Raw genomic sequence first — 13,921 nt, 5'->3', positions numbered from 1 at the left:
CATGAGCCCCACGCCGTGGCATGCGCAGAGTGGCGAATCAGTCGTGTCCGTACTGCAGTCGGACCAGCAGCGCGGACTGCAATCGAGTGAGGCCGACCAACGTCGACAACGCTACGGGTCGAACGAAATCACCTCGACGCCACCGCCGTCGACGTGGTCGATCGCACTGCTGCAACTGAAAGATCCGATGAACTTGATGCTCGTCGCCGTGGCCGCGGTCAGCATCGCCATCGGTGAAGTGCCGACAGCGATCGTGGTGGCGGTGCTCGTCGTGCTCAACATCGTCCTCGGAACTCGACAGGAGTTGAAGGCACGGGCCAGCGTCGACGCGCTCGCCAAGATGCAGACACCCCAAGCACGTGTCATTCGTGACGGGAACCTGATTCAGCTCGACGCTACCGAACTGGTGCCGGGTGACGTCGTCCAAGTCGAGGCAGGAGACATCATCGCTGCCGACGGGCGGTTGCTCGCCTCGACCACCCTGGAGACACAGGAAGCCGCATTGACCGGGGAAAGCGCGCCGATCCCGAAGGACCCGAAAACGCTGAGCAATGAGGATATTCCACTCGGAGACCGCAGCAATCTGGTGTTCCAGAACACCTCGGTCACCCGCGGCACAGCGACCATGGTGGTCACCGAGACCGGAATGCAGACGCAGATCGGCCAGATCGCGTCGATGTTGTCGGCCGTCGCCCCTGGCAAGTCGCCACTGCAACGAGAATTGGACTCTCTCACCAAACTTCTCGGCATCATCGCGTGGACAGCCGTGATCGTCATCGTCGTCATCGGACTCATTCGTGGTCAGGACCTGACAACGCTTCTGCTCCTTGGTATCGCGATGGGAGTGTCCGCGATTCCGACCGGCCTGCCAACCTTCGTCCAGGCAATGCTGGCCTACGGGGCCCGTCAACTGGCCGACGCCAAGGCCGTCGTGAAGAACCTGACCGACGTCGAAACTCTCGGCGCGACCAGTGCAATCAACTCGGACAAGACCGGCACGCTGACCATGAACCAGATGACCGTCCGATCGCTGTACGTCCACGGCCGTTGGTACACAGTCGACGGCGAAGGCTACGCCAAAGCGGGAAGGATCACGCAGGTTGCCGGCGAGGCACCGCCCGACTTCACCCTTCTCGCATACGGACTGTGTCTCGACAGCGATGCAACGGTTTCCGATTCCGGGGAAGTTGTCGGCGACCCGACCGAGGCCGCACTCGTGGTGCTCGCGGCAAAGATCGGTGCCGACGCCCCACTCACCAGACGGACCTACCCGCGGGTGGCGACGGTTCCGTTCGATTCCGCGTACAAGTTCATGGCCACGTACCACCATCTCGAAGTCGACGGCTCAAGTCAGTTCGTCGGATTGGTCAAGGGCGGACCCGATGTCGTCCTCGCTCGTTGTTCTTCGGCCTTTCTCCCCGGCCGCCGGCAGGTCCCGATCGAGGAAGTCCGAGACGAACTCACGGCAGCAAATCAGTCCATGTCCGAGAAGGGTCTTCGGGTGCTGGCATTCGCGGTCAGACGACTCGACGGACGGGAAGACGCTGTCGTGGCGGACCCTATGTCCTTTGTCGAGGACCTGACGTTTGTCGGTATGGCAGGCATCATCGACCCGCTGCGTCCGGAGGCGGTCGATTCGGTGCGAACCGCACACCGGGCCGGCATCGAGGTCCGCATGATCACCGGCGACCATGCCATCACCGCCGCCGCGATCGGTGCCGAACTCGGACTCGGCCCGGGCGCGGTCGGCGGAGCCGAATTGCAAGCGATGACCGATGACGAACTCTCGGCCGCGTTGCCGAACCTGCACGTGTTCGGCCGAGTCACTCCGCAGGACAAACTTCGCTTGGTCGATGTCATGCAGAGCGGTGGCGCCGTGGTCGCGATGACCGGAGATGCTGTCAACGACGCCGCCGCGTTGAAGAAGGCCGATATCGGCGTCGCCATGGGCTCGGGCAGTGAGGTAACCAAACAGGCGGGCAAGATGGTGCTCACCGACGACAACTTCGGAACCCTCATCACCGCGATCACCCTGGGCCGCAACATCTACGAGAAGATCGTCTCGTACATCCGCTACCAGATGTCGAAACTCTTCTCGTTGGTTCTCCTCTTCCTCGCCGCGAGCATCTTCAACATCAACGAGGGTGTGGCACTGACACCGCTGATGGTGCTGTTCCAGCACTTCTTCATCACACTGTTCCCCGTCGCCGTGATCATGCTCGACCCGCCGCCACCGGATCTGATGAACAAGCCGCCACGCGATCCCAAGATGCCGATCGCACATCGAAGCGCAGTCGCTCAGTGGCTCGCGTACGGCGTCTTGCAATTTGCCGTGACACTCGCAGCGATGCTTCTCGCACCCGGCGAAATGAGCACTACTGAGGCGAATGTCCCCATGACCACCGCATTCGTAGTGCTCTCGCTCGGTTCGATATTCGCTGGGTTGACCATGCGGCGTGATCCCGAGTCCGGCCTTGTTCCGCCGGTTCTCGGTGCCATCAAGATCTTGACCATCCCCACGGTCGTGACCGTATTTGCCGTCGAGGCGGGTGTTCTCCAGGATCTCCTCATGACAACCTCACTGACCGGCGCCCAGTGGCTCGTCTGCCTAGGCTGGTCGCTGATCATCCCGGTTGTCGTCGAGTTGGAAAAGGCGATCCGACGCCGCCGCCTCTCACCGACACCTGTCGCCATCACCGCGACCACTGCAGTTGCCCCCGAGCGCGCCCGTCACTCCGCTGAGGGAGGGACAATCACACGATGACGTGGACGGAGGGTCTAGGTCGGCTACCGGGGATCGCGACTGCCCGCGGGTACCGCCGCGAATGGCTGCGAACCGACATCACAGCAGGGCTCGTCTTGACGGCCCTGCTGATCCCGGCGGGGATGGGCTACGCCGAGGCCGCCGGATTGCCCGCGTACGCCGGTCTGTACGCAACCATCGTGCCGTTGCTCGCGTACGCGGTAGTCGGACCGTCGAAGATTCTTGTACTCGGGCCTGATTCGTCGCTGGCACCGCTCATCGCCGCCGCAGTCATACCGCTGGCGGTGGTCGGCGATTCGGAGAACGCGCTTGCACTCGCCGGGGTTCTCGCCGTCCTTGTCGGGCTCATCCTGGTGATCGGCGGATTCCTGCGTCTGGGTTTCGTGACCGAACTCCTCTCGAAACCGATCCGCCTCGGCTACCTCAACGCCATCGCGCTCGTCGTCGTAATCGGTCAGATTCCCAAGCTGCTCGGTTTCTCCGTCGACGCGTCCGGCCTCCTCGGTGAAATCGGTGAGATCGGAAAGGCTCTGGCCGGTGGAGATGTCGATCCCCTCGCTGCCGTCGTCGGCGTGGGTTCACTCATTGTCATTGTGGTCTTCCGGCTCTGGGTACCAGTTGTACCCGGTGTGCTGGTCGCCGTCGTCGCGGCAATAGTCTTGTCCGCCGCCGCCGGTCTCACCGATGACATCGGCATGGTCGGCGCACTGCCGGAAGGACTTCCCCTCCCCTCTCTCGGTGGAGTCACCTGGCAAGACGTCGGGCACCTGATCGGACCGGCGGCCGGTATCGCGCTGATTGCCTTCGCCGACACCGGCGTTCTCTCGCGCACCTTCGCCGCCCGACACGGCGAGGACGTGAACGGCAGTACCGAGATGAAGGCGATCGGTGTCGCGAACGTGGCCGGCGGACTGTTCGGCGGATTTCCGATATCGGCGAGCGGATCACGGACGCCGGTAGCCGAACAGAGTGGGGCGCATACACAATTGGCCGGTGTCGTCGGAGCACTCGCCGTCCTGGTGTTTGTCCTCGTCGCTCCCGGACTGACGGCATATCTGCCCGATGCAACACTGGCCGCCGTCGTCATCGTCGCCGCGTGTGCACTGATCGACGTGGGCGGCATGGTCCGCATGTGGCGCATGAGCACCGTGGAATTCGGCCTCGCCGTCGCGGCGTTTCTGGGCGTTGCCCTGGTCGGGGTGCTTCAAGGCATCCTTGTTGCGATCGGACTCTCCTTCGTAGCGGTCATCGCGCAGGTATGGCAGCCACATCGAACCGAACTCGTCGAGACGGGCGAACCCGCGGGATTCCACGACGTCGAACGCCACCCGGACGGACATCGCATCCCCGGCCTCGTGTTGGTGAGATTTGACGCACCACTGTTTTTCGCGAACGGCGAGATCTTCGACGAGTACGTTCGCTCCGTCGTCGCCAAGGCACCCGACCCGGTCGAATGGGTGGTCATTGCCGCCGAGCCGATCACCGGACTCGACACGACCGCCGTCGACGAACTCGTCGATCTGGATACATTTTTGGAGGGCAAAGGAATTCGATTGGCATTCGCGGAGATGAAAGGTCCGATCAAGGATCGACTCATCCGATTCGGGGTCGGCGACAGGTTCGATTCGACGCACTTCTACCCGACCATCGAAGCGGCCGTGAACGCATTCCGCACCCGAACCGGCGACTGACAACGCCAGGCAATCGGGAGCCTAAGCTGCATTAGGTACCGTTTGGTATGGGATTCACGACGGACAACGTTCCGGCTCGCCGTATCGCTCAGGTCGCCGGGGTGGGTGGGATTGCCGTCGGTGTCATTGCGCTGATCTCGTTGTACTCCACCAAGCCGATCAACCCGTTGATCGCCGTGGCCTCCTTTGTCCCGATGCTGCTTGCAGTCACACTCGCAGCGTCCCTGATATGCCTGGTTTTTCGCCGCTGGATCCTGCTGGCGATTTCGGTGGTACTGATAGCGGTGGGCGCGTCGGTGATCAGTCCATTGTATGTAGCAAACAGTTCCGAAATCGACGGGCCGTCTCTGCGTGTAATGCAAGCGAACCTTCTCTTCGGGCAGGCAGACCCCGTCAGTTTGACTGCGACGGTGCGTGAGAAGGCAGTCGATGTCCTGACGGTTCAGGAACTGACCACATCACTCGAAGGCTCTCTGAGAGATCAAGGGCTCGAGCAACTGCTGCCGCATCACTACTTGGTACCGGACGAGGCCGGCGGGGGTGGCGCAGGTATTTACAGTCGTTATCCGCTGACGGAAACTCGGGAATTGAACGGCTTCGGACCTACCAATCTTGTTGCCGAAGTGGGATTCTCAACCCCGTTCACCCTTCTGGCGGTTCACCCCGGACCGGCGTACGTGACCCCGCCCGACGTGTGGACTGCCGAGCTGAGCACTTTGCGAAACGCGCTCGACGCCGCTGCCGCGGAGGGAACCGTCGTCGTCAGTGGCGATTTCAACACGACCTTCACGCACAAGCAATTCCGTGAGCTTCTCGACGTCGGCTACTCCGATACCGCAGACCAATTGGGAGTCGGCATCGTTCGCACCTACCCGGCGGACAAAAAATTTCCCGCGATCGTCGGCATCGACCATGTACTTCTGCGGGGTGCACAGGCGAAGACTCTCGAGCGCATCGAGATCGAAGGTTCCGATCACTACGGCTTGATCGTCGACGTGGCGATCCCCCAGTAGTCGGAGAGCACCCGATCCGCGCGAACGCGTTACGGATCACCCGTGCTTCGGCATGCTTCGACCCGACACATCGATTGTTCGATGTAGATGATGCGGCGTACGCAGGACGATCGACCGGTCCACCACGGATACGCCCGGAAACTGCTCGGCGAGATAACCTTCCAAACGCTGCACGTCGTCGATCGAGCGCAGCCACACCGCCAATGCGATGTCGTAGCTGCCGATCGTCGAAGCAACAAGCCTCGCCTCACGCAGGAGGGAAAGGCGCTGAGCAATGGCTTCCTTTCGCCCCTCGAGACGTAAGAAATACCAGGCGTAGGCCGGCCAGCCGGAGTAGGGCCGAGCAATCTCCGTGCGGACGACCAGGCGCCCCGTCGACAGCTCGTGAGAAAGGAGCGCCCCGGCGCGAGCCGGCGTGACGCCGAGGGCTGCAGCGAGGGCCGAGACGGTAATTCGTGGTTCGCGAGAAAGGATGTCGAACAGCTTCGACTGTTCCTCTTCGCTGGCGCGTACCCCACGACTCTTCGCCGCCGGGGCCGAGTCGAGCGCGGCAATTTCTTCCGCATCGAGAGCACGTAGACGCCAGTTTCGTGCGTCGGAATTCGCCGAGGACACGATCTGAGTTCGCATCGCAGTGACCATCGGTAGCGATCGTGTTCGTTCCAAGACATACCTGGACAATTGATCGAGGTCAGTGCAGGTGAGCGTGACGAGTAGATCCCGATTGCCGGTTGTGAGATCGACTGTGAGAACTTCGGGATCGTGCGCGATCTGTTCGGCCACGCTCAAGGTCTGTGCCGGTGCGCATTCGATCTCGAGCAGTGCGGTCGCCGACACGATGGGACCCCCACGGTACGCAGCGATCCACGCTATCCCTTGCGAGTGCAGACGCTCCCAACGCCTGGTCAGGGTGACCGGGTCGGAACCGATCGCGCGTGAAAGCTCGGACCACGAGGCTCGCGGCCTGATCTGCAGTGCGTTCAACAGCCGAAGATCTTCGTCCTTGAGCACCTGATCCTGCACCGAGGACCTCACTTTCAAAAGAATGCTGCACCGAAACAGGATCGAAACGCATCGATCCTAACTTCATCACATCAATAGTCCACCAAATCCTGAACCTCGAGAACGCTTGCTTCTTGCGTTCGTTCGCCCCCTCGAGAAAGACACCGACATGACCGAAGCATTCCCTGTCTCGCATGACGATTCTCCGGTCAGCGATCAAACCCCGACGCAAAAGATCGTTTTCGCCTTGAGGTCGCCACGGCTGTGGATCGTGGCGATTCTGCTCCTCGCGCTTGCGGCAGGCGCTCAACTGATCGGCCCCGCAGTGATTCCTGTCGGCGCTGCCGCCATCACGATCTTGCCCATGGTGTGGGGACTGATTGCCGGCGGTGCCGTCTCGAGTCAGAAGTGGAAACCTCTCGGCCTCGATCTTCAGGCCGCAGCCTCGGCAATCATGGGGCTGGCTGTTCTCTTGCTTTGCGCGAGACTGTCTTTCACCATCGGCCCGAACATCCAACTGTTGTTCGAGGCGGGCCCCGCCCTGCTACTGCAGGAACTGGGGCACTTGTTCGGCACTATCGCTCTCGCACTCCCGTTGGCGGTACTCCTTCGGATGGGACCGGCCACCGTCGGAGCCACCTTCTCCATCGACCGCGAGGGGTCCTTCGCGATGGTCAGTGAACGCTACGGTCCCGATTCCGACCAGTACCGTGGTGTCCTGTCGATGTACGTCTTCGGCACTCTGTTCGGTGCCGTGCTGATCAGCCTGATTGCGTCGCTGGCGACATCCTTCAACATCTTCGACCCCCTTGCATTGGCGATGGGTGCTGGGGTCGGATCCGGCTCGATGATGGCTGCCGCTGCCGCCAGCGTCGTTTCGGCGCACCCCGAGATGGCCGACCAGGTACTCGCCGTAGCGGCAACATCCAACATCATCACCGGCCTCCTCGGCGTGTATGTCGGCATGTATGTCGCACTCCCCCTTGCCGATCGAATCTACGGCGCACTCACCAAGCGCTCGAAGACGACCAGCGAACGGAAAGCCGACACTGCCCCACGAGCGGTTGCGCCGAGCGTCACCGTGCCGCTGACCACCATCGTTCCGATTCTGTTCGTCGGTGGGGTCATCGTCTCCTCAATCGCAGCGGGTGGCGTATCTCGATCGATCATCGTCGGTTACCTGATCCTCACCGGATTGTTGCTCCTGGGCGTCGGCGTGGCCCGCCTGACGCGCGGCAAGATCGCGGCGATGATCGCAATCATCACCATCGGCGCCTTGGCGACAACACCGTGGTCCCCCATCGGTGATTTCGTCTCGAGCACCGTCGGGACTGTCGACTTTCTCTCGATCTGCACCCTCACCTTGACTGTCGCAGGTCTCAGCCTCGGCAAGGACCTTCCCTTGCTCAAGACGATCGGCTGGAAGATCGTGCCCGTCGGAATCGTCGCGATCCTCGCCTCTTACCTACTTTCCGTGGTCGTCGCGGAGTTCGCGCTGGGCCTCTGGCACTAGAACTGCACCCGAAGACGCTGAGAACCGTAGACACCGCGATCCGAAGACACAGAGAACCAAAGATGTTGAAAGGAAGCAATACCCATGTCCATCGCTGACACCCTCACCCACACAGACTCGGTTTCGAGCACGATCGAGAAGTGGGCATCACGCCTCATCGATGTCAGCCACACGATCCATGCTCACCCAGAGCTGGCATTCGAAGAGCATCGGGCGTCCGCCCTCTTGGCGGACGCCGCACAGGAAGCCGGCTTCACGGTTACTCGCGCCGCCTACGGCCTCGAGACGGCATTCGAAGCTGTGCGAGGCTCCGGCCCCTTCCGCGTCGTAGTCTGCGCTGAGTACGACGCCCTTCCCGACATCGGTCATGCGTGTGGACACAATGTCATCGCCGCTGCCGGACTGGGAGCAGCGATCGCGCTCGGAGAGGTCGCGGAGGAACACGGCCTGACCGTCGTCCTTCTCGGTACGCCGGCCGAAGAACATGGCGGCGGGAAAGTCTTGCCCCCCCCCCCCCCCCCCCCCCCCCCCCCCCCCCCCCCCCCCCCCCCCCCCCCCAGGTGAAGACGTCAGTTGCACGGTCACCGGAACGCAGGCAGTCGACCGGTTCGACGTGACCTACACCGGACGAGCCGCACACGCGGCCGCTGCGCCACACAAGGGCATCAACGCAGGTGACGCCGCCACGATCGCCTTGGTCGCCATCGGACTTCTCCGTCAACAACTTCCGTCCGACGTCAGGCTCAACGCCTACGTCGAGCACGGCGGCGAAGCAACAAACATCATTCCGGCCTCGACGTTGGTGCGAGCGGAAGTTCGGGCCGCAGAACTCGACGTGCTGTTGGACGCCAAGCGTCGCATGCTCGCCTGCTTCGAGGGCGCAGCTGTGGCCAGCGACTGCTCCTGGTCGACCGAACGCGCCGAACCGCGCTACGAGGAGCTTGTTCAACATCGCGTGCTGGCGACGATCTGGGACGAGGAGATCGCGAGCCTGGGCCGCACCGCGGCCGCCCGAACTCCCCTGACCGGCGGCTCGACGGACATGGGCAACGTGTCGAAGGTGGTCCCCTCGATCCACCCGATGATCGCGTTGCGCGGCGTCACCGGAGTTCCTCACACTATCGAGTTTGCCGCTGATGCCCGCTCCGCAGCGGGCGACGAAGCTGTTCTGCACGGAGCAATCGCAATGGCGCGCACAGTGATCCGAGCCGCAACCGGGGACTCGCGCTCCAACCTCCTGACGATTGCGGCCCAGCGCGAGTCAGGAGCGACCACCGTCACGAGCGCCAAATGAGCACCACCGGCGTCTACGTTTCCGCTCTCGAATTCTTCTCCATCGGCATCGGACCCTCCAGTTCACACACGGTCGGTCCGATGCGCGCCGCCCACACTTTCGGCGGCGAGCTCTCCGCCGCCGGCTTGACCGCGTCGGTCGACCGAATTCGCTGCTACCTGCACGGCTCTCTCGCCGCCACCGGAATAGGTCACTGCACTCCCGACGCGGTGATTGCGGGACTTCGTGGGTTGGATCCTGAAACGTGCGAGCCGACCGACGTTCACGGGCGCTGGGCCGAACTGTCGGACGGCGGATCGGTGATGCTCGTCGGTGGCTCACTCGAACACGTAGTGTTCACTCGCGAGGACATGGTGTTCGAGCCACTCGTTCGCCGTCACGGGCACCCCAACTCGATGACACTGACAGCCTTCAAGGGTAACGAAATCGTCTGTACGAGTACATATCTGTCGATCGGTGGCGGATTCGTACTGCGCGCCGGAACGGAGACGCAAGCAAGCGCGCATTCGATCAACTCACGCTATCGAACCGCGAAAGAGCTACTGGCGGAATGCGGCTCCGGAACCATCGCCGAGCTGGCACTGTCGGACGAAATCGCGATGCATGGCCAGGATCGAGCATTCACCGGCATCGACGCGATCTGGTCCGCGATGCGCGCATGCATCGAACGCGGCACCCAGACCGAAGGTGTATTGCCCGGGCGTCTCGGAGTTCGCCGACGAGCACGGTCTGCGAACACTCAACTGGAACAACGTAACTGCGACCCCTCCTCACGCGAGTGGCTGACCGTCTACGCCATGGCGGTCAACGAAGAAAATGCAGCAGGTGGCCGCGTGGTAACGGCTCCGACGAACGGCGCTGCGGGCATCGTGCCGGCGGTGCTCTATCACCACATACGCGCTACGGGCGCCGGCGCTCACGACGTTCGAACCTTTCTCCTCACCGCTGCCGCAATCGGATCGATCATCAAGGCGAATGCCTCGATCTCGGGTGCGGAGGCGGGGTGCCAGGGTGAAGTCGGAGCTGCCTGCGCGATGGCGGCAGCCGGCTTGTGCGCTGTCATGGGCGGATCACCACGACAAATCGAGAATGCAGCTGAGATTGCCATGGAACACCATCTGGGGCTGACCTGCGATCCGGTTGGTGGCCTGGTCCAAATCCCCTGCATCGAACGAAATGCCGTAGCCGCCTCGACTGCAGTCACCGCAGCTCAGCTCGCATACCTGGGTGACGGGACGCATGTGGTGAGCCTCGATACCGTCATCGAAACCATGCGCCAAACCGGAAACGACATGTCCGTGCGTTACAAGGAAACCAGTGAAGGCGGACTCGCCGTCAATGTCGTCGAGTGCTGAGGGGATGTCGACGGCGGGCGGACGCCATCACCGGAAATATCACCCTCTCGAACGATGAAGTCCGGTGTACCGATTTCTACACTCGTTGACATGACCTTGTGGACGGTGACCAGATGATCGCTCATCACGCTGGAGGAATCCCACTGCACAACACTCCACGGCACAACACTGCGGGGCCGTCGCGCTCGACGCAGCACTCCGGTCGCAAGATCGCCGCGTTGATCGCGTTGGTCGCCGGTTTCTCCGCTGCCTTCGTTCTCGCCCCGGGCATGCTGACGAGTAGGCCGGGCGATGGGTACGCAGGCCAGGGGGAACTCGTCGAGACGGTCCGCGCCGCGTTCGTCGAATACTGGAGTTCCGGTGTCCAAGCCGTCTCTCCGAGCTTGGAGTCCGCTGTCGACTACTGGCTGCGCTACCACGTGGCCAAGGCTGTGATTGCGGTAATCCTGCTGACGGTTCTGCTCGCACTCGGCCGCATGGTCAAGGCGTCGTTCGTGAACGCCGGCCCTCTGACGGTTGGAAAGAAACTCGCATTCGTCTCGGCGGGAGGCCTGGTCACGCTCCTCGCGCTGTTCTCTTCGGTACTCGTGATGGCAAATGTCCAAGGTGTTGTCGCACCCTTCTCTTCGCTGATCTCGATGTTGCCCGTGGCCCAGACGGATGGGGCACTCTCCGAAACTGTCGGGCAGGTCCGACAACAGCTCGCTCAGTCGACGGGCACCGGAAATCAGCAAAGTCCCGCCCTCGAACTGATGATCAGCGACTTCGCGCGGTATCACTTGGCCATGGCGGTGATCGCGCTGATCGCGGCAGCAATATCACTGGCCGTGACTGTGGTCGTGTGGGCACGCTTCGCGAGAACGGCACGATCCGACAGGCGGACGAGATTCATGTCGGGGTCGATAGGCCTTCTCACTGCACTGTTCACGCTGGGATTGATCGTTGTCGGCGTAGCAAATATGGGCACCGCGGCAGACCCCGCACCGGCGCTGGCGGCGTTCTTCGACGGCGGGCTCTGACCCAAGTCAAGGGTTCAGGCCAGGGTTCCGTAGTCCCCCGGTACCGGTTGAGGAGGTACCTGGGGACTGCGTCTGCCGTACCCGGGGTCGATGTGTGAGTGCCCTCGGACAGGCAGAGTTCGACTCATGAAAACCGGAGCAAGACGCATCATGCTTGTCGGCCTGTGCAGCGCCATCATTGCCGGCGCTGTAATCAGCTGCAGCACGGACAAATCCACAGACAATCCCACATCCACCACTGACAAGGTCATGGACTCTGCCATCACCGGCCAGCTCGATTCGATCATCGACGCTGCGGTGAATTCGACGGGGATTCCCGGTGCGATGGTGGGCATTTGGGGACCCGACGGCAACTATGTGAAGGTTGCAGGAGTCGCCGACACTGCAACCAAGGCACCGATGGAGACCGACTTCTACCACCGGATCGGTAGCGTCACCAAGACATTTACCGTCACCGCCCTGCTGCAATTGGTCGACGAGGGAAAGATCGGTCTCGACGATCCGATCTCCCAGTACGTCGACGGGGTCATGGAAGGTGATGCGATCAGCTTGCGTCATCTGGCAGGGATGCGCAGCGGCCTCGTGGACTACACGACGTCTGAACAGTTTGTGATGGAATATCTTTCGGATCCTCGCCGAACTTTCACACCGGAGGAACTCGTCGGATACGTCAAGGACCTCCCACTCCAACTTCGACCAGGGACCACCGTCGACTACTCGAACACCAACACTATTCTGCTGGGAATGGTGATCGAAAAGGTCTCCGGCTCAAAACTGTCGGACGTCATCGACACCAAGATCACAACACCACTCGGCATGGAGCACACCAGCTTTCCCACGACCAACGCGTTCCCGACACCACACGCACAGGGTTACACCAACCAAACGCTCGACGAATCCGTGACCGCGGCGACGGACTGGAATCCGTCGTGGGGCGGCGCCGCGGGTGCAATGATCTCGTCGTTGGACGACATGCGCATCTGGGTTCCGGCGCTGGCCAAGGGCGATCTCCTCACCGACGACACTCAGAAGCAGCGCCTGCAAACCGTGAACTTGAGCGAAGGGGACGACAGCTCCGGCTACGGTCTCGGATTGTTCAACAGCGGTGGCTGGATCGGTCACAACGGAAGCCTGCCCGGCTACAAGACAGTCTCGGTCTACTTGCCCGAGAAGGACACCACCCTGGTTGTCTTCATCAACACCGACATCGACGGCGAGACTGATCTGACCAGCGCGTTGATGGTACCGATCACCAAGTTGATCAGCCCCGACAACGTCTACGGCTGATCACCTCAGGTCCGATCGACAATTCAGACAAAAGTGACATATCGGGTTCGATCTGTCGATAAGCTCGACCGTCGGCAGATCGAAACCCGAAAGAGGCGCTCATGGGATCGTTGAACGACTGGCTACTCAACAGCGACAGCCCGCTCGTGGGCATAGTCGGCGGCATCCTGCTGACGATCGCAATGCTCTCCGGCGGTGCGGGCATGTAGCCCATTAACATCAGCATGTGATTCGTGACATCTTCACGTGACTCAACGAACATGTTCGTTACGAACATGTTCGTGTACGATGAAAACATGCCCAACCAGCCAGCAAGTCCATCGAGCCGACGCAATCGTCCGGCCAAACCCGCCCTGACACGCGAGGGCATCGTCAGTACCGCGGTGGAAATCTTGCGGTCGGAGGGGTTGCAGAAGTTGACCATGCGTCGACTCGCCCTCGAACTCGACACCGGGCCGGCGTCGCTGTACGTGTACGTTCAAAATACCGCCGAATTGCACGCCGCCGTTCTGGACGAACTGCTCGGAGTCGTGGACCTCGCCGAAAATTCCTCCGGCACTTGGCAGGCGCGCCTCGAACGGGTGCTGACGTCCTACACGGCCATACTGTTCGATCATCCCGGCCTTGCCCAGTCGGCTCTCATTTCCCGGCCCAGCGGAGTTCACTACGTACGCCTGCTCGAGCGCCTGCTGGCATTGCTCGACGAAGGCGAAGTCCCTTCAGGTCAAGCCGCGTGGGGCGTGGACTTGCTGCTGCAGTACGCGACGTCCACTGCTGCCGAACACTCGGCGCCGAACAATTCCGCCGACTCGGATGCCCAATGGAGCGCGTTGACCGACGCAATCCGGAACGCAAACCCGCAGACGCACCCACTCGTCGCAGGCCATGCAACAGCTCTACTTGCCGGTGAACCCACCGCGCGTCTCTCCTGGGGATTCCGCACGCTCATCACGGGCATCGAGAACACCCCACTCACTTCTTAG

Annotated in this window: 11 protein-coding genes; 9 read left to right on the top strand and 2 right to left on the bottom strand. The window is 61.9% G+C overall.

The window, feature by feature from the left end; genetic code table 11:
- Position 1: 1 nt before the first annotated feature.
- The 3 genes from H7C86_RS11160 to H7C86_RS11150 are packed head-to-tail and all read left to right on the top strand — an operon-like array spanning position 2 to position 5,468.
- On the top strand, positions 2–2,764 hold the full coding sequence (locus H7C86_RS11160) for a cation-transporting P-type ATPase (protein ID WP_182261078.1): 2,763 nt from the start codon (positions 2–4) through the stop codon (positions 2,762–2,764).
- On the top strand, positions 2,761–4,455 hold the full coding sequence (locus tag H7C86_RS11155; RefSeq protein ID WP_021343951.1) for a SulP family inorganic anion transporter: 1,695 nt from the start codon (positions 2,761–2,763) through the stop codon (positions 4,453–4,455). Before H7C86_RS11160 ends, H7C86_RS11155 begins: the two co-directional genes overlap by 4 nt.
- A gap of 47 nt (positions 4,456–4,502) precedes the next feature.
- Positions 4,503–5,468 (top strand): endonuclease/exonuclease/phosphatase family protein, encoded by a 966-nt coding sequence (locus tag H7C86_RS11150; RefSeq protein WP_182261079.1) that lies wholly within the window; start codon positions 4,503–4,505, stop codon positions 5,466–5,468.
- Positions 5,469–5,504: 36 nt separating this feature from the next.
- Here the strand turns inward: H7C86_RS11150 and H7C86_RS11145 are convergent, their stop codons facing one another.
- Positions 5,505–6,503 carry an Lrp/AsnC family transcriptional regulator gene (locus H7C86_RS11145; RefSeq protein ID WP_259349031.1) on the bottom strand — a complete coding sequence of 333 codons (999 nt, stop codon included), beginning with the start codon at positions 6,501–6,503 and terminating at the stop codon, positions 5,505–5,507.
- Positions 6,504–6,639: 136 nt separating this feature from the next.
- Between H7C86_RS11145 and H7C86_RS11140 the strand changes: the two genes are divergently transcribed.
- The gene (locus H7C86_RS11140; RefSeq protein WP_020969365.1) at positions 6,640–7,983 is read left to right on the top strand and encodes a DUF3100 domain-containing protein; all 1,344 of its coding nucleotides are present in this window, start codon (positions 6,640–6,642) and stop codon (positions 7,981–7,983) included.
- Positions 7,984–8,130: 147 nt separating this feature from the next.
- Here the strand turns inward: H7C86_RS11140 and H7C86_RS37210 are convergent, their stop codons facing one another.
- Complete coding sequence (locus tag H7C86_RS37210; RefSeq protein WP_259349032.1) at positions 8,131–8,469, bottom strand: hypothetical protein; 339 nt, start codon at positions 8,467–8,469, stop codon at positions 8,131–8,133.
- 127 nt (positions 8,470–8,596) lie between these two features.
- Here H7C86_RS37210 and H7C86_RS37205 point away from each other — a divergent pair, with 127 nt between their 5' ends.
- The 5 genes from H7C86_RS37205 to H7C86_RS11115 all read left to right on the top strand — a co-directional run bounded on the left by H7C86_RS37205 (position 8,597) and on the right by H7C86_RS11115 (position 13,921).
- Positions 8,597–9,277 carry a peptidase dimerization domain-containing protein gene (locus H7C86_RS37205; protein WP_259349033.1) on the top strand — a complete coding sequence of 227 codons (681 nt, stop codon included), beginning with the start codon at positions 8,597–8,599 and terminating at the stop codon, positions 9,275–9,277.
- The gene (locus H7C86_RS11130; RefSeq protein ID WP_141487404.1) at positions 9,274–10,632 is read left to right on the top strand and encodes an L-serine ammonia-lyase; all 1,359 of its coding nucleotides are present in this window, start codon (positions 9,274–9,276) and stop codon (positions 10,630–10,632) included. The genes H7C86_RS37205 and H7C86_RS11130 overlap by 4 nt, the downstream gene beginning before the upstream one ends.
- Before the next feature lie 113 nt (positions 10,633–10,745).
- Positions 10,746–11,651 carry a hypothetical protein gene (locus H7C86_RS11125; protein ID WP_252858551.1) on the top strand — a complete coding sequence of 302 codons (906 nt, stop codon included), beginning with the start codon at positions 10,746–10,748 and terminating at the stop codon, positions 11,649–11,651.
- Between the two features lie 126 nt (positions 11,652–11,777).
- Positions 11,778–12,938 (top strand): serine hydrolase, encoded by a 1,161-nt coding sequence (locus H7C86_RS11120; protein ID WP_019748010.1) that lies wholly within the window; start codon positions 11,778–11,780, stop codon positions 12,936–12,938.
- Positions 12,939–13,234: 296 nt separating this feature from the next.
- Positions 13,235–13,921, top strand: coding sequence for a TetR/AcrR family transcriptional regulator C-terminal domain-containing protein (locus tag H7C86_RS11115; protein WP_182261080.1), 687 nt, complete (start codon positions 13,235–13,237; stop codon positions 13,919–13,921).

This window comes from Rhodococcus sp. UFZ-B548 (genome assembly GCF_903819475.1).
Taxonomy (GTDB): Bacteria; Actinomycetota; Actinomycetes; order Mycobacteriales; family Mycobacteriaceae; genus Rhodococcus_F; species Rhodococcus_F erythropolis.
The sequence above is the reverse complement of the archived record's forward strand: the minus strand, read 5'-3'. Positions and strand labels throughout refer to the sequence as shown.